The sequence below is a fragment of the Mesorhizobium sp. M0047 genome (assembly GCF_040323315.1).
Classification (GTDB): Bacteria; Pseudomonadota; Alphaproteobacteria; order Rhizobiales; family Rhizobiaceae; genus Mesorhizobium.
Genome location: NZ_JAMYUW010000008.1, coordinates 195,864 through 216,840, shown reverse-complemented (window position 1 = coordinate 216,840; position 20,977 = coordinate 195,864). Strand labels below are relative to the sequence as shown.

16 protein-coding genes are annotated in these 20,977 nt (G+C 62.6%); 8 read left to right on the top strand and 8 right to left on the bottom strand.

The features are described 5' to 3' along the window. Positions 1-68 precede the first annotated feature (68 nt). The 3 genes from NKJ89_RS10615 (at position 69) to NKJ89_RS10605 (ending at position 3,358) form a co-directional block, all read left to right on the top strand. On the top strand, positions 69-713 hold the full coding sequence (locus tag NKJ89_RS10615) for an alpha/beta hydrolase family protein (protein ID WP_352602198.1): 645 nt from the start codon (positions 69-71) through the stop codon (positions 711-713). A 4-nt stretch (positions 714-717) separates the two neighbouring features. Further along, positions 718-1,488: an exodeoxyribonuclease III gene (locus NKJ89_RS10610; protein ID WP_352602196.1), complete on the top strand. Its 771-nt coding sequence runs from the start codon at positions 718-720 to the stop codon at positions 1,486-1,488. 1,567 nt (positions 1,489-3,055) lie between these two features. Next, entirely contained in the window at positions 3,056-3,358 is a 303-nt protein-coding gene (locus NKJ89_RS10605) for a DUF1236 domain-containing protein (RefSeq protein WP_352602195.1), read from the top strand. A 200-nt stretch (positions 3,359-3,558) separates the two neighbouring features. On the opposite strand, the gene yghU is transcribed toward NKJ89_RS10605, so the two are convergent. Continuing rightward, a complete protein-coding gene (yghU, locus tag NKJ89_RS10600) occupies positions 3,559-4,425 on the bottom strand; it encodes a glutathione-dependent disulfide-bond oxidoreductase (RefSeq protein ID WP_352602193.1) in 867 nt (288 codons plus the stop codon). 227 nt (positions 4,426-4,652) lie between these two features. Here yghU and NKJ89_RS10595 point away from each other — a divergent pair, with 227 nt between their 5' ends. The 4 genes from NKJ89_RS10595 to NKJ89_RS10575 all read left to right on the top strand — a co-directional run bounded on the left by NKJ89_RS10595 (position 4,653) and on the right by NKJ89_RS10575 (position 8,697). Beyond that, positions 4,653-5,558 (top strand): S1C family serine protease, encoded by a 906-nt coding sequence (locus NKJ89_RS10595; RefSeq protein WP_352602191.1) that lies wholly within the window; start codon positions 4,653-4,655, stop codon positions 5,556-5,558. Between the two features lie 189 nt (positions 5,559-5,747). Beyond that, positions 5,748-6,344 (top strand): YdeI/OmpD-associated family protein, encoded by a 597-nt coding sequence (locus NKJ89_RS10590; RefSeq protein ID WP_352602189.1) that lies wholly within the window; start codon positions 5,748-5,750, stop codon positions 6,342-6,344. Between the two features lie 325 nt (positions 6,345-6,669). Next, complete coding sequence (locus NKJ89_RS10580; RefSeq protein WP_352602187.1) at positions 6,670-8,292, top strand: ABC-F family ATP-binding cassette domain-containing protein; 1,623 nt, start codon at positions 6,670-6,672, stop codon at positions 8,290-8,292. A 48-nt stretch (positions 8,293-8,340) separates the two neighbouring features. Continuing rightward, complete coding sequence (locus tag NKJ89_RS10575; RefSeq protein WP_352602185.1) at positions 8,341-8,697, top strand: hypothetical protein; 357 nt, start codon at positions 8,341-8,343, stop codon at positions 8,695-8,697. A 54-nt stretch (positions 8,698-8,751) separates the two neighbouring features. Here NKJ89_RS10575 and NKJ89_RS10570 read toward each other — a convergent pair whose 3' ends face one another. From NKJ89_RS10570 to NKJ89_RS10540, 7 genes are all read right to left on the bottom strand, one after another. Next, entirely contained in the window at positions 8,752-8,997 is a 246-nt protein-coding gene (locus tag NKJ89_RS10570; protein WP_352602183.1) for a MoaD/ThiS family protein, read from the bottom strand. Then, positions 8,997-11,258, bottom strand: coding sequence for a xanthine dehydrogenase family protein molybdopterin-binding subunit (locus NKJ89_RS10565; RefSeq protein ID WP_352602181.1), 2,262 nt, complete (start codon positions 11,256-11,258; stop codon positions 8,997-8,999). Before NKJ89_RS10565 ends, NKJ89_RS10570 begins: the two co-directional genes overlap by 1 nt. Before the next feature lie 2 nt (positions 11,259-11,260). Beyond that, complete coding sequence (locus NKJ89_RS10560) at positions 11,261-11,737, bottom strand: (2Fe-2S)-binding protein (protein ID WP_031260466.1); 477 nt, start codon at positions 11,735-11,737, stop codon at positions 11,261-11,263. Next, on the bottom strand, positions 11,737-12,597 hold the full coding sequence (locus NKJ89_RS10555) for an FAD binding domain-containing protein (protein ID WP_352602179.1): 861 nt from the start codon (positions 12,595-12,597) through the stop codon (positions 11,737-11,739). The genes NKJ89_RS10560 and NKJ89_RS10555 overlap by 1 nt, the downstream gene beginning before the upstream one ends. Positions 12,598-12,983: 386 nt before the next feature. After that, positions 12,984-13,655: a hypothetical protein gene (locus NKJ89_RS10550; protein WP_245266681.1), complete on the bottom strand. Its 672-nt coding sequence runs from the start codon at positions 13,653-13,655 to the stop codon at positions 12,984-12,986. 253 nt (positions 13,656-13,908) lie between these two features. After that, on the bottom strand, positions 13,909-16,542 hold the full coding sequence (locus tag NKJ89_RS10545) for a bifunctional diguanylate cyclase/phosphodiesterase (RefSeq protein ID WP_352602177.1): 2,634 nt from the start codon (positions 16,540-16,542) through the stop codon (positions 13,909-13,911). 153 nt (positions 16,543-16,695) lie between these two features. Further along, positions 16,696-17,394: a response regulator gene (locus NKJ89_RS10540; protein ID WP_352602176.1), complete on the bottom strand. Its 699-nt coding sequence runs from the start codon at positions 17,392-17,394 to the stop codon at positions 16,696-16,698. A gap of 818 nt (positions 17,395-18,212) precedes the next feature. Between NKJ89_RS10540 and NKJ89_RS10535 the strand changes: the two genes are divergently transcribed. Next, positions 18,213-20,645, top strand: a complete 2,433-nt coding sequence (locus tag NKJ89_RS10535; RefSeq protein WP_352602174.1) for a CLIPPER-2 domain-containing protein — start codon at positions 18,213-18,215, stop codon at positions 20,643-20,645. Positions 20,646-20,977 lie beyond the last annotated feature (332 nt).

Sequence of the window (20,977 nt, the reverse complement as noted above, 5' to 3'; positions counted from 1 at the left end):
GCGGGGGAGATGGCCGGCAGGCCAGAGGGGGGTGCGAAGGAATTCGGCCTTTGTCGGAAGGCCGCCTCATGACCACCTTCCTGTTCGACGGCCACGACACCGCCCCCATCACCATCCTGCTCGCGCATGGCGCGGGCGCGTCGATGGATTCGCCGTCGATGACCGCCACCGCCAAAGCGCTGGCTGCAGTCGGCTTCCAGGTTGCGCGCTTCGAGTTCCACTACATGGCCGCGCGCCGCTATGGGCATCGCAAACCGCCGCCGCGGGCCGAGACTGTGAATCCGGAATATATCAAGGCGATCGCCGACCTCAGGGCCAAGGGCGTGGCCGGTCCGCTGATCATCGGCGGCAAGTCGATGGGCGGGCGCGTCGCCTCGATGGTCGCGGACGAGATGTTTGCAAAGGGTGAGATCTCGGGCCTGCTGTGTCTCGGCTATCCCTTCCACCCGCCTGGTAAGCCAACGCAGCTGCGAACAAAACACCTCGCCGATCTGAAGGCACCAACGCTGATCTTCCAGGGCACGCGCGACGAGTTCGGCACACAGGATGAGGTTGCGACTTACGACCTTTCCGACCGCATCGAGGTCAACTGGTTGGAGGATGGCGACCACGACCTGAAGCCGCGCAAGAGCATCTCGGGTTTCTCCGCCGCCGATCACCTGAAGACGCTGGCCGAGGCGGTGAAGGCGTGGTCGGGCCGGATCGTTTCCTGAAGCGATGAAGGTCGCCTCGTTCAACATCAACAACATCAACAGCCGGCTGGACAACTTGCTGGCGTGGCTGGCGGCGGCAAAGCCCGACGTCGTCTGCCTGCAGGAGTTGAAGGCGCGCGACACGCAGTTTCCGCGCTCTGCTCTTGCCGCTGCCGGCTATGGCGCGGTGTGGAAGGGCGAGGCGACCTGGAACGGCGTCGCGATCCTGGCGCGGGGGTCGGAACCGGTGCTGACTCGCGATGCCCTGCCCGGTGATGATGCCGACAGACAGAGCCGCTACGTCGAGGCGGCGGTGAATGGCATCATCATCGCTTGCCTCTATGCGCCGAACGGCAATCCGCAGCCGGGACCGAAATTCGCCTACAAGCTGGCCTGGCACGCGCGACTGGAGGCGCATGCCGAACAGTTGCTCGACACCGGCCTGCCAGTGGTGCTGGCCGGCGATTACAACATCGTGCCCGAACCGCGCGACATCTATGCCACCCACTCCTATGACGACAACGCGCTGGTGCAGCCGGAGAGCCGGGCTTCGTTCGCCGCGTTGCTCGAGCAGGGCTGGACCGACGCCCTGCGCAAGAAACACCCGACGGAGACGCTCTACACCTTCTGGGACTATCGCCGGAACCGCTGGCCGCGCGATGCGGGCTTGAGGCTTGACCACATCCTGCTGTCGAAGAAACTGGCGCGGCGCCTGACGGCTGCCGGCATCGACCGCGACGTGCGCGGCGAGGATGGCGCCAGCGACCACGCGCCGGTGTGGGTGGAATTGAAGTAGGCGATTGGGTCCAAGCCTGTTGCGGCGGCGTCCCTCTTACCGGAGGCGGAGTCCAATCTGGTGACGACGAAGGCGCTGGCCGGCGGCTGAGGCGGCAACGAATGTCTCGTGAGACCTGTCGCGCAACTGTGTTGCCCCGGCACCGCCGGCGCAAGACTTCGCGGATCGGACGAGAGCGCCAAGCGCCTGCCGTGGTCGACGCGGACGGGGGGGGCGCATTGTTGGGATGCTGGGGGCGCCCGCGTCAACCAGGGCGGCTCGTACCGCCGCATTAGCAGCATTGCATATCGCACGGCGGCCGAAACTTCCGCGAAAGCGGAATAGGCGGAGCTAAAGCGCGGATTCAGTGCCCAAATCCAGGCGCGCCTGAAGACAGTTTTTCTTTCTTGCCGGCGCAGCATGTGCTCGAGGCAGTGGTGGCGGTGCCGAAAGAGCGAACAGTCCGGCGTCGAGGCAGGGCGGTTGCGAGGGGCGGGAAGGTGCTCGCACTGCCGTGTGCCGCCTGGAGGCAAAATGACAAGCAGAAGAAAAAGTGGCCCGGCGGCCAGGTGCAAAGGAAGGCACGCCGGGCCCAGCCGACTTCTGGCGGTCGCCGGCCGACCTCTATATTCGCTGTCTCTAATATTAATGCAAGCCATGTCAGACCGGTGGAAAAGGCGGTCGAGCGTCAGAAGTCAATTGCGCCGCCTGCGATAGACACCAGTGTGACGGCCAGTGGGCTCCAGGCCGCCGTTGCCAAGGTTCTTCCTGCGATGCGCCCTGGGTGTGCAAGCGGCGCCCGATGTTCCCTTGTCCGGGCTTGAAACGGTCACATCAGGCTTCTGCGTTTTCCTGTAGGACGAAGGTCTTAGCTGCCGGACGCAAAGGTCCAAGGGGGCCTGTTCGGTTCCGGCAATGTGCATTGGACGTTCTATTATTTTAGTCAAAACTGATATGATGGCCGGGCTAAAAACTTAGCCGGACAAGGGTCTTTCGCCAATAATTCGGGCATGGAAAGTGTGGTTTTGGCAAGATGCCTCTCATGAGGCTGGAAGACGCCGTTGAGCTATCTCCGAGGCATCGGGATGCGCTTGTGGAGCCCGACCGATCGACTATTTGATCGCGCTTTTGGGCAGCCTCAGTTCACGTTCACCGAGGGTGAGTGGCTGCGCGGCTCGCCCTTCTGCAAGTGCCCGACTCGTGTCCTGTCGATCCGGCCTTCGCGGGTCGGGTGCCGCCTGATCGGGGCCCAATCCCGCTGCTCGATGGTCGGGCATCGGCCTGCGGTGCATCATCTTCGATGGCGGTGCGTCGTTTGCCGCGCAGTCCGGCCCTTGAAATGACTGGAGGCGAAACTCGGGGTGCCGACAAACAACAAGCTGTATCGCATTAATATCCGCCTCGGACACGCAATTTACATACCAAGATTGAGAGCTATTCTGAGCCAACTACGAGCATCGTTCCAACAGCCATTGAATATTCTGGCCAACGCCATGATGCCTTCAATTCTGGAATTTGGAATGGAACCCCTGGCCCGCGGTGGAGTTTCCATCCAGGGCGGAGTTTCAGTTACCAATAGGAGATGGTCATGAGACTTTATCTTTCGAGCGCAGCGGCCGCAGTCGTCCTGATGGGCGGCATCGGTGCGGCGCTGGCGGAAAATGTCGTCGTCGTCCAGCCACAGCAGGAGACGGTCGTTCGCGAATACATCAAGAGGGAGCCGCTTGCGTCGGTGAACCTTCTGGGCGTCGAACTGAAGCTCGGCTCGTCGGTGCCGGACACGGTCGAACTGCGTGAGGTACCCGACGTCAGATATCGCGTCGCCGTGATCAACCACCAGACGGTTCTGGTCGATCCCGAGACCCGTCAAATCGTCGAGGTCCTGCGCTGAATGATGGTGCCGACAAAAGGTTGCCCGAGTCGCCTTACCTTGGGAAAAGTCCGCCGCGACCTGGCAGTCGTGGCGGGCTCTGTTTTTGAGGCCGGCCTCGCCTGTTTGACGGCCAATCTGTCCAGAGGTGGGTTAAAGCTGCCATCCTCCCCCATTGGGGTCCCATTGGGGGAGGGAGATCGGACCGTTGTCCGCCCAGCTTATTCCGCCGCCAGCCTGTCCTGCGTCTTCGTCTCGAAGTCGCTGGCGTCGTGGCGCTCGTGCAACTGCAGGGCCGGCTCGCCGAAGGCGCGGTTGACCATGCGGCCGCGCTTGACCGCCGGGCGTGTGTCGATCGCCTGGGCCCAGCGCTGCACATGCTTGTACTCGTGCACGGACAGGAACTCGGCGGAATCGTTGTACATGCGGCCAAGCGCCAACCCGCCATACCAGGGCCACACCGCCATGTCGGCGATAGAGTAGTCCTTGCCGCCGAGATATTCCGTCTCTGCCAGCCGGCGGTCGAGCACATCCATCTGGCGCTTCACCTCCATCGAGAAGCGGTCGATGGCGTATTCGAACTTTTCCGGTGCATAGGCATAGAAATGGCCGAAGCCGCCGCCCAGATACGGCGCCGAGCCCATCTGCCAGAACAGCCAGGACAGCACCTCGGCGCGGGCCGCCTGCTCGCTGGGAAGGAATTCGCCGAATTTTTCGGCGAGATAGACCAGGATCGAACCGGATTCGAAGACGCGCACCGGCGTCTTGCCGCTGCGGTCCATCAAGGCGGGAATCTTGGAGTTGGGGTTGATCTCGACGAAGCCGCTGCCGAACTGGTCGCCGTCGTTGATCCTGATCAGCCAGGCGTCATATTCAGCGCCCTTGTGGCCGCGCGCCAGAAGCTCCTCCAGCATGACCGTCACCTTGACGCCGTTCGGCGTCGCCAGCGAATAGAGCTGCAGCGGATGCCTGCCGACGGGCAGTTCCTTGTCATGCGTGGGGCCGGCGATCGGCCGGTTGATGCTGGCAAAGGCGCCGCCGCTGGGCTTGTTCCAGGTCCATACTTTCGGCGGGGTGTATTCGGTCATCTCGTGGCCTCGTGTTCGGGTGGCGTGTGGAAAGATTGCAGGTCCATGTAAAGCTAGGGCTGCGGATGGGGAAGTTCAACTTGCGTTGAACTATTGTTTTATGACGCCGCACCGAGCTTCTCCTGCGTAAGGGATGAGGTCAGCACTACACCCCTTGCACCGTCTCCCGTGCGGCATAGGTATAGGGAATAACGCCACGCCAGAGCATTGCATCGCAGGACAAAAGCATGACCATCAATCCCAATCCGCGCTCGGTCGTTGCCCTGCGGGCCACCGTTCCCGAAGACGCCTTTACGGCCGGGGCCCTCGGCACGCTCAGGGAAGGCAGCGGCGTCGTCATTCGCAATGACGGGCTCGTGTTGACCATCGGCTATCTCATCACCGAGGCGGACGAAGTCTGGCTGACCACCCATGACGGCCGCGTCGTTCCCGCGCATGCGCTGGCCTATGACCAGGAATCTGGGTTCGGCCTGGTGCAGGCACTGGCACCACTCAGCCTGCCGGCGGTGGCGCTGGGCGATGCCGGCAAGGCGAAGGTCGGAGACGCCGTCGTGCTGACGGACGGCATCGGTCAGTCGGTGCAGGCAAGGATCGTCACCAAGCAGGAATTCGCCGGCTATTGGGAGTATCTGCTTGACGAGGCGATCTTTATTGCGCCGGCGCACCCGTCCTGGGGAGGGGCAGGGCTGTTCGGCTCCGACGGTTCGCTGCTCGGCATCGGTTCGCTGCGCCTGCAGATGAGCCGCAACGGCGAGGTCGCCGACATCAACATGGTCGTGCCGATCGATCTGTTGCCGCCGATTCTCGACGATCTGCTGACGCGCGGCCAGGTGGCCAAGCCGCCGCGCCCGTGGCTCGGCGCGTTGTCGGCCGAAAGCGACGGCAGAGTGGTGGTGATGAGCGTGACCGAAGGCGGACCGGCGGCCAAGGCCGGCCTGCGCGAGGGCGACATCATCTCCGACATTCGCGACGGCGCGGTCGACGGGCTGGCCGATTTCTACCGCAAACTGTGGGAGAGCGGCTCGGCGGGCGCCGAGATCCCGATGCGGGTGCTGCGTGACGGCCGCGAAACCTGGCTGCGCGTCAAGTCGGCAGACCGCGGCAGTTTTCTGAAAAAGCCGCAGTTGCAGTAGGCGCTTCGCAAAGATGTTCAGGGACACAGGGGGACGCGAAGGAACGCCGTACGCGCCCCGACAAGTTTGCTGACGGAAACTGACAGCAATTCATGCCACGATGCTGGCCAATGACGATAGGCGCGATGCTGGAGGCCGGACCACAGTGAAAGCGATGGCGCGGACGGCACCGAACGGGCAGGCTGGCTGATGGCGCCGGTGAAGGTCGATCCCGACAAGGTCCGGGAGTTTCCGGATCCGGAAAGCTTCTACGCCTGGCTCGACAAGCATCATGCCACGGAAACCGAAGTGTGGATCAAGATGCACAAGGTGGGATCGGGATTGAAGTCGATCACGCCCAAGGAAGCCATCGACGTCGTTTTGTGCTTCGGCTGGATCGACGCGGTGCGAAAGGGGCTGGACGACAAGAGTTTTCTGCAGCGCTACACGCCGCGCGGCAAGAGGAGCATCTGGAGCAAGATCAACATCGACAATGTCGCGCGGCTGGTCGCGGAGGGCCGCATGACCGAGCATGGGCTGAGGGAGGTCGAGGCGGCTAAGGCCGACGGGCGCTGGGCGCGCGCCTATGGCAGCGGCAAGCAGATGAAAATCCCCGATGATCTGCAAGCGGCGATCAACGCCGAACCGGCAGCAAAGGAGATGCTTGAAAAACTCAGTGCGCAGAACCGCTTCGCGCTCGCCTTCCGCACCCACAACATGAAGACCGAGGCCGGCCGCAAGAAGAAGATCGAGACGTTTGTGGCGATGCTGAAGCGCGGCGAGACGATCTATCCGCAGCGGAAGTGAGCCCCTCAGGCGCCCGAGTGCGGATCGATGCCGTATGGATGCACGGGATAGCCAGGACCGATGGCGTCGCGCACGCGGCGGGTCCATGCGACGAAGGCCGGATAGTATCACCAAGTTCGTTAGTATCGCGATAGGTGTAAACGCTTCGGCGTAGATCGATGGATTGAGACGCCGGCGGGACAGCGCCCCCCTCTGGCCTGCCGGCCATCTCCCCCACGAGGGGGGAGATCGGCTGTATGCGGCGCTAGCGCCTCTTCCTTTGCGGCCATCATTCGCGTAAGGCGCCGGGCAAATCCTTTCATCGCAGGCATAGTCCGGAAACCGCATGATCAGACTTGAAAGCATCAGCAAGCAGAACGGCCGTCAGCTCGTCTTCATCGAGGCGTCGGCGGCCCTGCAGAAGGGCGAGAAGGTCGGCCTGGTCGGCCCCAACGGCGCCGGCAAGACGACGCTGTTTCGCATGATCACCGGGCAGGAGCAGCCCGACGAGGGCCAGGTGCAGGTCGATCGCGGCGTCACCATCGGCTATTTCAGCCAGGATGTCGGCGACATGGAAGGCCACAGCGCTGTCGCCGAAGTGATGAACGGTGCCGGGCCGGTGAGCGAAGTCGCAGCTGAAATGGCAGCGCTCGAGGCAGCCATGGCCGATCCCGACCAGGCCGACCAGATGGACGAGATCATCGAGAAATATGGCGAGGCGCAGCACCGCTTCGAGGAACTCGACGGCTATGCGCTGGATGGCCGCGCCCGCGAAGTGCTCGATGGTCTCGGCTTCTCCCAGGAGATGATGGATGGCGATGTCGGCAAGCTGTCGGGCGGCTGGAAGATGCGCGTGGCGTTGGCCCGTATTCTTCTGATGCGGCCCGATGCGATGCTGCTCGACGAGCCGAGCAACCATCTCGACCTGGAAAGCCTGATCTGGCTCGAATCCTTCCTGAAGAACTACGACGGCGGCCTCTTGATGACCTCGCACGATCGCGAGTTCATGAACCGCATCGTCAACAAGGTGGTGGAGATCGACGGCGGCTCGCTGACCGCCTATTCCGGCAATTACGAATTCTACCAGCAGCAGCGGGCGATCGCCGACAAGCAGCAGCAGGCGCAGTTCGAGCGCCAGCAGGCGATGCTGGCCAAGGAGATCGCCTTCATCGAGCGCTTCAAGGCGCGCGCCTCGCATGCCGCGCAAGTGCAAAGCCGGGTGAAGAAGCTGGACAAGATCGACCGCGTCGAGCCGCCCAAACGCCGCCAGACCGTGTCCTTCGATTTCCTGCCGGCGCCGCGCTGCGGCGAGGACGTCGTTACGCTGAAGAACGTCCACAAGGGCTATGGCAGCCGCTCCATCTATGAGGGCCTCGACTTCCAGGTCCGCCGCCGAGAGCGCTGGTGCATCATGGGCGTCAACGGCGCCGGCAAGTCGACGCTGCTGAAACTGGTCGCCGGTGCTTCCGAGCCCGACAACGGTACGGTCGCGCGGGGGCCCAGCGTGAAAATGGGCTATTTCGCCCAGCACGCCATGGAAGTGCTGGAAGGCGAGCGCACCGTGTTCCAGACGCTGGAGGACGCGTTCCCGCAGGCCGGCCAGGCGCCGCTGCGGGCGCTCGCCGGCTGTTTCGGCTTTCCCGGCGACGAGATCGAGAAGAAGTGCCGCGTGCTGTCAGGTGGCGAGAAGGCACGGCTGGTGATGGCGCTGATGCTGTTCGATCCGCCCAACCTTCTGGTGCTGGACGAGCCGACCAACCATCTCGACATCGCCACCAAGGAGATGCTGATCACGGCGCTCTCGCAATACGAAGGAACGATGCTGTTCGTCTCGCACGACCGGCACTTTCTGGCAGCACTTTCCAACCGCGTGCTGGAGCTGACGCCTGAAGGCATCCACACCTATGGCGGCGGCTATACGGAATATGTCGAGAGGACAGGGCAGGAGGCTCCTGGGCTGCGAGGCTAGGGCGACAGCGGCGATTTGTGGAAAGAAATGCTTAGGAAAGGCTGCGGCATGAGAATTGCAATGTCCGTCGCATTGGCCGCGACCATGGCGGGATGCGCGACCTCGCCGGTCGACTATGAAGCGACGCTTTCGCAGCACGACCAGAAATGGGCATCGCCCGAATGCCAACAAGCCCGCGTGGCGGCTTCGGACTATGAGGTTCGCGAGAAAGAGCATCCGGGATGGGGTTTCGGCGTCTTGCTTGGCCCGTACTCAATGGGGCTCGTTGCAGCCATCAAGGAGCATGAGCAGAAGCAACGAAAGCTGTTTGCCCGCGACGTGCACCTGCAATGTTCAAGCCTCCCGCTGCCGAAGGAGTTGCAGGGCGATCTGAACCCCGCGAGTGCCCAGACAAAATATCCATAGCTACGACCGACAAGCCAGGCCCTGGTCGCCGATGACCGCGAGGCGATTGTCCGATTATCCCCCGGCCAGCCTCGGCAGCAGGAAAATTTCGGAGCCTTTCGGCAATTCCTTCGACCAGGTATCGCGATAGATCGTCCCGTCGATGGCGACGGCGATGCCTTTGTCGATCAAGGGCTCGAGGCCGGGATACTGTTCAGCCAGCTTCCTGAACAGCTCCCTTATGTCCTTGGCCTCGATCTCGACCTTGTTCTTGCCTCCGGCGACAGCACCTAGCGATCCCCAGAGCGTTACTTCGACCATCAGCCTGCCCGTTCCTCCAGCGCCGCCAGAATGCGCGGCGGCGACATCGGGATATGCGTCATCCGCACCCCGACCGCATTCGACACCGCATTGGCGATCGCAGCCAGGGGCGGCACGATCGATGTCTCGCCGACACCGCGCACCCCGTAAGGGTGGTTGGGGTTGGGGATTTCGAGGATTTGCGTGTCGATCATTGGCAGGTCCGAGCAGACCGGGATGCGATAGTCGAGGAAGCCGGGATTCTGGAGCCGCCCGTCCTTGCCGTAGATATACTCCTCGTTGAGCGCCCAGCCGATGCCTTGCGCGGCACCGCCCTGATACTGTCCCTCGACATAGGTCGGGTGCACCGCCTTGCCGGCATCTTGCACGACCGTGTAGCGCAGAACCCGTGTGGCGCCGGTCTCTGGATCGACCTCGATATCGCAGATATGGGTGGCGAAGGAAACGCCCGCGCCATCGGCGACGAGCTCGCTGTGGCCGGCGATCGGTCCGCCGGTCTTGCCCGACTCGACCGCGATCTCCTTCAGCGACAGCTTGCCGAGATTGCCATGCTTCTCGCCCTTGGCAACCGCGTGGCCCTTTTCCCAGACCACGTCGTCGACGGAAATGTCCCACATCTGCGCGGCGCGTTCCCGCAGGATCTTGATTGCATTGCGGGCGGCCGAAATCGTCGCCATGGACGACGAGAAGGTGCCCCGGCTGCCATCGGTCATGTCGTTATAACCGAGGCTGGACGTATCGGCGACGATCGCCTTGACTTGACTATAGTCGATGCCGAGCTCTTCCGCCGCGACCAGCGACAGCGACGCACGGGAACCACCCACATCGACCGTTCCGACGGCGAGCGATACCGAGCCGTCCATGCCGATGTTGAGGTCCGTGCAGGTCTGGCCGCCGAAGTTGAACCAGAAGCCGCAAGCCATGCCGCGGCCCTGGTTCCTGCCCAGCGGCGCCTTCATGTGCGGGTGGCTCTTCACCGCCTCGAGCGTCGGGCCGATGCCGATCGGGCCGTAGACCGGGCCGTAGGACGACCTCGTGCCTTCCTGTGCGGCGTTCCTGATCCGGAACGCGACTGGGTCCATGCCGACCTCCTTGGCCAGCTCGTCGATCGCGCTTTCCACCGCGAACGCCGCCATCGGCGCCGACGGCGCGCGGTAGGCGGCGGTCTTCGGCCGGTTGACCAGCACCTCGTAGCCGACCGTGTTGACGTTCTCCAGCTTGTAGCAAGCAAACGCGGTCATGGCACCGATCTCGGCCCACATGCCCGAATAGGGTCCGCAGGAATAGCGCAGTGTCGCCTCGGCGGCAGTGATCGTGCCATCCTTGCGGGCGCCGATCTTGACGTCGATCGAGGTGGCGCTGGTCGGACCCGAGGCGCGGAACACCTCGTCGCGGGTCATCACCAGCTTGACCGGGCGGCCGGCCTTGCGCGACAGCGCCAGCGCGACCGGCTCGGCCCAGACATGGGTCTTGCCGCCGAAGCCGCCGCCGATCTCCGAGGAGGTGACGCGCAGCTTGGAAGCTTCCATGCCAAGGAGTTGCGCGCAGTGCTGGCGGTAGACGAAATGGCCTTGCGTGCAAACCCAAAGATCTGCAGTGCCGTCGGAGCTGACGCTCGCCACACAGGCATGCGGCTCGATATAGCCCTGGTGCGTCTGCTCGGTCTTGAACGAGCGCTCGACGATGAAATCGGCGTGGCCGAACCCTTGATGGACATCGCCGTGGCCAAACTGGCTTCGCTTGGCGACGTTGGACGGCTTTACCGGCTTTTCCTCCAGGCCCTCGGTGAAGATGGCGTCGTTGATGAGGGGAGCGGAGTGCTTCATCGCCTCGTCGACATCGGTGACATGCGGCAAAAGCTCGTAGTCGATCTCGATCAGCTTCAGCGCCTGCCTGGCAGTACGGGCGTCCACGGCCGCGACCGCGGCCACCGCATGGCCGTCATAGAGGGCCTTCTTGCGCGCCATGCAGTTGTCGAGGATGTCGTACATGGCGGCATCGCCATTGGTGAGGTCGGGTAGGTCGGCCGCGGTGATCACCGCTTTCACGCCGGGAAGCTTCTCTGCCTTGGACGTGTCGATCTTCCTGATCGTGGCGTGCGCATGCGGGCTCCTGAGGACACGCCCGACCAACTGGCCGGCCATGTTGAAGTCGGCGCCGTAGCGGGCGCGACCCGTCACCTTGTCGACGCCATCAGGACGGATGGGGCGTGTGCCGACAGAGGTAAAATTGCGACCGGAGTAACGCGGATCGAAATTCATGGTCAGGCTCCCTTCATGACGCTGGCGGCGTCCTGGACGGCGCGCACGATCTTGTCGTAGCCGGTGCAGCGGCACAGGTTCCCGGCGAGGCCGAAGCGGATTTCCTCCTCGGTCGGGTCGGGATTCTTGGCCAGAAGGTCCTTCGCCGCAATCAGGAAACCGGGCGTGCAGATGCCGCATTGCAGAGCCGCGTGCTCGAGGAACTTCTGCTGCAGCGGATGCAGTTTGTCGCCATGCGCCATCCCCTCGATGGTCTCGACGCGCCGGCCTTCAGCCTCCGCGCCGAGCACCAGGCATGAACACACCAGCCTGTTGTCGAGGATGATGCTGCAGGCGCCGCAGTCGCCGGTGCCGCAGCCTTCCTTGGCGCCCGTCAGCCCAAGGCGATCGCGGAGGACGTCGAGCAGCGTCTCGTCCGGTTGGCAAAGGTACTCGACGCTGTCGCCGTTGATTGTCGTTGAGACTGCAACTCCAGCCATCATTTGCCTCCTGCACGTGCGTAGGCGGTCGTGGCGGCCCGCTTGGCCAGCACGCCCGCAACTTTTCTTCTGAATTCGATGGTGCCGCGCTTGTCGTCGATCGGACGGCAGGCGCCCGAGCAGACCTTGGCGAGCCGCTCCAGCGTCGCTTCGTCCAGCTTGGAGCCGATGAGGACCTCTGCGGCCTCATCGACCAGAAGCACCGTCGCCGCCACGGCGCCCAGCGCAACGCGCGCCGATTTCACGACACCGTGCTCATCGAGCGTCAGGTTCACGCCGGCGCTGACCACCGCGATATCCATCTCGGTGCGTGGAATGAAACGCAGATAGGCATCGCCCGAATGCGGCGCGCGTTTGTCGAGCAGGATCGCCTCGATGATCTCGCCTTTGGCCAGGGACGTCTTGCCCGGCCCGGTCGGCACGCTCTGCACGGGAATCGTACGCCTGCCCGCCGGCCCGACGACCGATGCCCTGGCGCCGGCCGCCACGAGAGCCGGCACACTGTCGGCAGCCGGCGAGGCGTTGCAGAGGTTGCCGGTGATCGTGCAGCGTCCCTGTACCTGTTTCGAGCCGATCAGCTTGGCCGCTTCGACGACGCCAGGCCATGCCTTCTTAAGGGCAGCGCTCTCTCCCAGGACGGCGCATGGGACCGCGGCACCGATGCTGAAGCCTTCAGCCGTTTCGCGGATCTCGCTCAGGCCGTCGATCGCCTTGATGTCGACGATCAGGTCGGGTTCGACAAAACCGCCCTTCATCCTGACCAGGAGGTCGCTGCCTCCCGCGAGGATGGCGGCCGTGCCAGCCGAACCGGCCAATTGGCCAACGGCATCTTCGATTGAAAGCGGACGTATGTAGCGCATCGTCTCCCCTTGGTTATCGCAATCTCAGCGACCGTTATAAACGGTCTCCTCATAATGGCTATCCGGTTCCTCATCTGCGGCGATTGGGCCAGAGGGCGCAAATAGACCGAACTGGCGTGCGGCCTGGGTGGCCGGAACCGGCTTTGAGGTGATTTTCGGGAAACTTCGGCTATGGATCAAGTGCGCTCTTTGGACCCGGAACGGCCTGTATCAGCCGGTCGATGCGGCAGTGTTAACCGCCAATTGCGCGTCAAAGGCACGTTTGTAGGTCGGACGATCGGTTTAACCTGCGCAGTCCCGTCAGAGGGTCGCCGGCGCTGAATGTGCCATCGTCGGCACCGCACGGAATTTCGAAGTTCGAACTGGCTGAATGCGTCCTTTGGATTCTAGCGCAGCAGCCCTTCCGCTTCGAACGTGTCCCAGCCTTCCAGCTTTGGCCGTGAAGCATCATCCTTTCCCGAGTTTCTGGTACCGCGGGCCTTGCCCTTCCGTTTTCCTGCTCGCGTCAGAGCGGCCTTGCCGGCCCCGCGCCGCCTGTTCTCGGAGGCTTCTCGCGCATCGTCCTCCCTCCAGGCCGCCGCCAGGTCACGATCGAGAATGTCCTCGATGTGCCGTAAATCGAAGACATGGAAGGTGACGGCGTTGGATCGCCCGCGCATCTTGACGGTGCGCGTGCCGACGCTTTTCAGGCGGCCATCCCTAAGCCACTTGTGACGTTCGCGGGAGGAGATTGTGAGAATGTCTTCAGCCTCCCGCGGAAGCACGGGCAGTGCTTCTATCCCTTCCAGGGTCCTGGAGATGATTGCCGAGGCGGCATCGAACGCATCCGTGTCGGTTTGCACCATACGCAACACAATGCGGCCCGTCTCAGCCTTGACAAACGTCCTCACCACCCACGGCAGACGGGCTCGAGTTTCACGTTCGATCCCTTTCAAGCGTAGGGATGAGCCAAGCGTTGCCGATGGCGGCAGCGTCCACTCGGCAACCAATGACGGGCCGGTACCTCGCTCGGATGTCCGATCAGGGGCGGTGAAGATTGCCGTGACGATGCCAGTCATCAACCTTCGAAAGGAACCGTGCTGCTTGTCTGCAGAGTCCATGTCTCATTTTCGCTCACCAAGGGTTCGTGGAACGACTGTTCGCACAGAAAACAACCGAAATCATGGTCAACAGTTCCCTGAGATCGCGGAGTCGAAGGCCGGTTCGGTTTCGTCGGCAGATTCAACCGCTGTACGGGTTCGATCGCGAGGCGGCTTGGACAGCGTTGTCGAGGATGCGCCATCGCTGACCCATGCCACCGGGTAGTGGCCGTCACCCTGCGGCCAGCCATTTGCGAGACTGGGCGAAGGTCTTGAACGCCTTGGCCTCCATCGGGCGGCCGAAAAAATAGCCCTGCAGGATATCGCAGCCGAGCTCTTTCAGGATGCGCGCGTGCTCCATCGTCTCGACGCCTTCGGCAACCACTTCGATGCCGAGCGATTTGCCGATCTCGATGATCGACGCCACCAGGTGCCGCTGCGCCGTCGAGCCGGTGATGGGTGTGATCAGCTGGCGATCGATCTTGAGGCGGCGCGGCTGCAACTTGAGCAGCGATACGATCGAGGCATGGCCGGTGCCGAAATCGTCGATCTCGATGTCGATGCCGAGATCCTTGATGTGTTCGATGTTCCAGGTGACCAGATCATCGTTCTCGTCGAGGAAGATGGATTCCACCAACTCGAACGATACGGTTCCCGGCTTGATGGCGAGCGTGCGCAGGCCCTCGATCAGGTCCTTGTCCTCCAGGCGCGTGGCCGAGACGTTGACCGACACACGCGGGATATTGAGATGGCTGCGCGACCAACGCTCGAAATTCTCCAGTGCGTGCTTCAGGACGATGCGGTCGATCAGCGCCACGACATTGAGCTCTTCAGCCACCTTCAGATAGGCGTCGGGGGCCAGGATGCCGCGTCGCGGGTGTTTCCAGCGCGACAACGCCTCGACGCCGACGATCTCAAGCGACTTGGCGTCGAACTGCGGCTGGTAGTAGGCGATGAATTCGTTCCGCTCCAGTCCGCTCAGGATCTCATCGGCGGTCTGCTTGGTCCGCACGATTTCGCTCTGCAGCTCCTCGTTGAAGAACTCATGGCGGTTGCGGCCACGGCTTTTCGCCCGGTAAAGCGCGAGATCGGCGTTGACGAGCAACTGCTTCGTGTCGACGCCGCTGTCGGCGGCAATGCCGATGCTGACCCCGAAGCGGCAAGGATGGCCCTGATAATCGACGGGCTGGCGCATCTCCTCGATGATGCGGTCGGCGAGCGCCGAGAGTTCGTCGTCGTCGCGCCCATAGGTCACGACGACGAACTCGTCGCCGCCGATGCGCGCAACGAAATCGCCGGAGCCGGCATTTGCCTTGATGACCTTCGAGGCCTGCACCAGCATGGCATCGCCGGCCGCGTGGCCGAGTGTGTCGTTGATCTGCTTGAAGCGGTCGAGGTCCAGATGCAGCATCGCTGTGCGGCGGTCGGATTCGCCGGTATCGGCCAGCATCTCGTCGAGATAGCGGCGATTGGGTAGGCCGGTGAGCGAATCGTGCAGCGCCACATGCTCGATGCGTGCCTTGGCCAGCTTCAGTTCGTCGTTCTTGGATTCCGACAGCTGGCGCTCGCGAATGAGGGTCTCGGTGAGCAGCACGTCGCTGGTCACGTCCCATTCGGCGCCGATCATCTTGGGCGTGCCGCCAACGCCTTGGGAGTAGCTTGCGCGCGTGCGCACATGGCGGACGCTGCCATCGGGGCGCAGCAGCCGGTATTGCGAGGAGTAGAGGCCTTTTTTCGCCGCAGCCGAATCGAAATCCCGCTTTGCCCGCTCGATATCTTCGGGATGGATGGCCTGTGCCCAGTCTCTATAGCCGCGCGACCCTCCGTCGGCGGACTTGCCATAGATCTCGTTCACGCGATCGTCCCACACCAGCTCGTTGGTGGTGAGGTCGTGCTCCCACACGCCGATGCCCGAGGCTTCCAGCGCCAGTTCCAGGCGACCGGACAGGCGCCTCAGCTCGGCGTCGTTTTTCTGCCTTTCGCCGAACAGCCGCCCGGCAATGAGGATCGGCAGCACCACCAGCGCGCCGGCGAGCAACATCAGCGACCGCAAGGTCCACTCGTTCTTCGGAGCTGCCGGCCAGCCACCCTTGGGGATAGCCGAAATTCGCCACGAACCTGAAGGCAGTTGCACATCGGCAGACACGGGGTTGCCGGCGACGACATTGTCGCCACCGAAGAATCGTTCGCCGCCGCCGCCCAGCGCATCCTTGCCGATGAGCGCGACGTCGATGTCGAGATCCGCGTCGGTCAGCCCGCTCGCCGCGTAGAGCCGGTCGACATCGACCACTGCCGACACGATGCCCCAGAAGCGGGTGCCGCCGCCCGCAGTCGGCACAAAGACCGGGATGCGGCCGATGAAGGCGTTCCCGCCCTGCGCAAGTCTGACCGGGCCGGCGAGCACCAGCACGCGCTGGTCGCGCGCCCGCAGCGCCGCCATGCGTTGCGCCTCGTTCTTGCGGTAATCGAGGCCGATCGCCTTCTCGTTGCCTTCCATCGGATACATCAGCGAGATGACGAGGTCGGGCGCGCCGGCGATGTTATGCAACTGCGATTTCTGCTCGAACAGGTTGCGCGCAAGCGAGGCGAATCTCTGCTGGCCCATATAGGGCTCCGTAACGATGGTCGAGACGAGCCCCTGAACAAGCTGAAGATTGCCGTTTATGTTGCCTTCGAGCTTGGCGCGGATGATGCTGACCTTGGCCAATACATCGGCGCGCGCCAGCTGATCGGAAACCCTTCTGTTCTGCTGGTCGGCAACGACGGCGCAGACCAGGAGCACGACAAAAGCGATCGCCGCCGGCAGGTTGGCGGACGAAAAAATGGCCCGTCTTACGTGGCCTAGACTGAATGCCGTTGTGGCCAATCGACCCGAACACCCTTCCTGAACAACAGCCCCCGAACTGATCCTAGTAGCAAACGCTTAAATTTGCCCTTCCAGGCTGGCGGCAAATTTCAGCATCAACAGCGTGCGCCGGCATTGGGGTCGCTGGCTGAACCTGTGCTTATGGTGGCGCGATTACATGTCGCCGCTGGCGGGGCTTTCGAGACTGGATTGGTCGCGAAAGCCGCTCGCAACAGCCAGCCCGATCTGGTCGGCGGCCAGCTGCAAAAGCTGCACGCGTGAGGCAACCTCCAATTTGCGATAGATGTTGTTCATATGGATTTTCAGTGTGCCTTTGGAGATACCGATATCGATCGCGATGCGTTCGTACGGCTTGTCCGCGGCAACCAGTCGGGTGATCTCCATCTCCCGCCTGGTCAGCCGCGACGACAGTTTCTGCCATTTGACCCGACGGGATGCTTCGTTGTGCAGGGCCTTGCCGACAATCTCGGCCGGCAACCAGCGGCCGCCCCCGGCAACCTCGTGGATACATCTGAGCAGCGCCTCGACGGCGGTCTCCTTGAACACGATTCCGGCAACGCCAACCGCAACCGCGTCGTAGAGCTGCGCTTGCGAGGCACCGACCGTCAAAAGCACGCAAAGCGTGGCAAGGCCCTGCCTGCCGATTTCGGCGGCGATGTCGAGACCGCTCAGTCCCGGCATGCTGATGTCCAGCACGGCGATATCAGGCACGTCGCGCCGGATCATGGCCATGGCGACGGTGCCGTCCTGCGCCGAACCGACCACCCGGAAACCGGGATCGCGGGCAATCAGGTCGGTCAGGCCGTGCAGCAGCAGCGGGTGGTCGTCCGCGATGAAAACCGTGGTGACCATGTTCAGCTCGCCAGCAGCCGGCCTTTGGTGTGACGGCCCCATGCCGCAACGCTGCCACCGATGGATGGCGGCCAAAGCGCTTGTTCGGTCATGCTTCTTCCCCCTTTGCGTGTCGTTACGACTCGCGAGTGACTGCTTCTTGACGGAAGCGAACACCGACACGGCTCGCATCCCCCAAAGCGTGAGGCCATGCTGACAGAAGCGGCGCGACTGTGCAAAACATTAGCAACTGCTTAGTTAATTCTGACGCGGCACTTTCAGCAAGATGTGCAACGGCGGACTGAAAGAAGACGCTACTCCGGGATGCCGATGTTGGTCTTAATCTTAAAAATACCCATCGGCATCGTCAGGAAATTTTTATAATTCCTACTACGAAACCCAAATATGGAAAATAGTTCAACCGTAACCGCGACGTTATTGTTGGAATCGTGAAGCACTTTTCCGTAATTAACTTTACCATCCGCCTATAACCCGGGTTATATAGACGAACGCATTGCGACCTGCGAGATATGGTTTAGGGAATATTAACGTCCAGGTGATCGCTAGGATCGTTTGGGGGTTTTGGGGTTTTGGGGTGAGTGTAGCTGTCAGTCCGACGGTGGGCCAGTTCCGCCATACGGGAATAGCTGTGTCTGGCGAACGGGAGTTGGTCTCCCCGCCGGTCCTTTTCCTATTCACAGCTTTTGTCACGAAACGATTGCTCGCCGGCCTGGCCGCGTTTTGCGGACAGCCGAACGCCCTGCGCCGGCATCGCAATCAGGTTGAGGTAGACGGTGGCGGCCCGGCTGCCAACCGTACAGCAAAGTGGAGGAAGTAACATGGCGATCGAAATCGGCGATGACGCACTTCTCGAGGCAACGACCATAGGATCGGGAACCGGCAACTACGATTCCTTCCTGCGGCTGCAGGCGACAACTGTCGAAGAGGGCTTCAACACCGATCAGAACGGCAATGTGCTCGACAACAAAGCCTCCTTCACGCACAGCCTGCAATATGGCGACCTGGTTCCGATCTATGTCGACTTGACCGACAATAACACCGACGACGGAGCTTACTATATCGAATTCCGATTGGACCTCAACGAAAGCAACAATGCGACGAACGGCCAGATCACACTGTCCGATCTGAAGATCTATATTTCCGGTTCCGCGGCGACCCTTGCCGACTACAATGCCGGGTTTGCGGGTTTCGACCCCATCGTCACCCTCGACGGCCCGCAGCCGCTGATTGATGCCAATCATGGATCGGGAACGGACGATTACCGGGTGCTCGTCCCGGTCAGCGCCTTCGCGGGCGCCACCCCTGACTCGTATGTGACGCTGTTTTCCAGTTTCTCAGGCTCCAACGGCGGCTTCGAGGAGTGGCGCACCACGACGACGCCTGGCGCCGGCACTGACACCCCTGGAATCGCCATCGACAAGATCACGATCGACGGGGCAGCAGCCGGCGACGGCCTGACCGTGCTCGCCGGCGATGCGATCAGCTGGCAATACACGGTGAGCAACACCGGCAACGTCGCCTTGTCGGACGTCTTGGTCACCGACAATCAGGGCGTGGTTGTAACGGCGGTGCTCGGGGCCGACAACCAGCACAACGTCGGCGACATCAACCACAACGATCTGCTCGACACCACGGAGACCTGGAGCTTCACTGGCAGCGGCATCGCTATCGTCGGCAATTACGCCAACATCGGTTCGGTGTCCGGCGCGGCCGGTGCGGTCACGGTCTCCGACACCGACGGCTCCAGCTATTTCGGCGCCAATCCGCAGATCGCCATCAACAAGGTGACGGTTGACGGTACGACCAAGGGCGACGGCCTGACGATCCTGTCCGGCGAGGCGATCTCGTGGGAATACACCGTGACCAATGCCGGCAACGTCGCTCTGTCCGATGTGACAGTCAGCGACAACATCGCCGGGGTGACGCCGGTAGCAGTCGTTGGCAACGGCCACACCTTCAACATCGGCGACGTCAACGACGACCACAAGCTTGATATCAACGAGACCTGGCTGTTCACGGCTAGCGGCACTTCCGTGCCAGGCAGTTATAGCAACACCGGCACCGCTTCCGGTTCCTTCACCGATGGGGCCGGCCACACCGGCACCGACGCGGCTACCGACGGCTCCAGCTATTTCGGCGCCGATCCACATATCACGCTCGACAAGAAGACCAACGGCGTCGATCACGGCCTCAACATCTTCCAGGGCCAGGCCGTGACCTGGACCTATGATGTCACGAACGACGGCAATGTTGCGCTCACCAACCCGGTCGTCACCGACGACAAGGGCGTCACGATCTCGTCAATTCTCGGGGTCGACCTCAGTCATAACATCGGCGACGTCGACTTCGACGGCGTGTTCGACATCGACGAAACTTGGCACTACAAGGCGACGGGCGTCGCGGTGCTGGGCGACTACACAAACACTGCCACTGCCACCACCGATGCATATGTCGACACGGCCGGACATCCACGTGCGCCGAGTGCCACCGACAGCAGCGATTACGAAGGCTTCTCGAATAAGGCGCTGACACAAGGGTTCTGGGGCAGCCACGCGGACGCCTGGGACAATGTCGCCAACAACGAGGGCAATCCGACCAAGAGCGCGGTCGCCAGCGGAGTCCTGTCCAGCCTGGACATCAATCCGCGCACCGACAGCTATCTGATGCTCGGCGACAGCAATGGCAACGGCATTGCCGATTCCGGCGAACACACCCTGCTGATTTCGATCTCGCTGGCCAAAGCCATCGAATCGAGTTCGACGGGTGGTGACGCACGCGTCATCATGCTGCAGCAGGCGATCGCCGCACAGCTCAACATCGACAACCATATTGCGCAACCCAACGATCTGATCGGCGAGGCAGTGATGTGGCTGAAGGGCGAGGGCGCCTGGGCGGGGCTCGGTTTCAGTGTTGACTCTATCGGTGGTAGCAACGGCATCGTCGATCAGAACGGCGCCGGCACTGCTCTGGCGGGCAGTGCCGTCAAGACGAGTTCGATCGCGTGGACCAAATATGTCGATGTCACCGACGCGGGCTCCGGCATCACCGACTGGAACGGTGGCAAGGAGGCCGATGGCGAAGGCCTGAAGAACGCGCTGATGTGGTTCAACCAGGATCAACTGGTGACATCCGGGCCGGGTGGCCATGTCGCCTGGTTCGATGGAACCACCATCAGCCACGAGCACATCAACACGCTCGATCAATTCTGGCTCACGCTGCATGAAGTGGGGGGCCTGACGGGCATCGCCTGAGACAGGCTTCCGGCCTTCAGGCCGGATGCCCTGCCGCGGCGTCGCCAGGTGAATTAACATGGGAAGGGGCTCTTCTATCTTCAGCTTGGCGCAGGCTAGGACTAGGCCCTTGGGCCTGGTCTTGATCGCCTGCGCGCTTTTTCTTGGGCTCAGCGGCGTGCTGCCGGTCTCACGGGGTGTCTGGCTGGTCTGCCTGGCGCTGGCCGGTTTAGGCGCTCTTCTGTTGTTTCGTGCACGCGGTCCCGATACGGCCGAAACCAGCCCGGGTATCGCCGCTGGGGTCGCGGCGACCGGACGGCGAACTGGCAGCCCCAAGACCCGGCAGCAAGGAT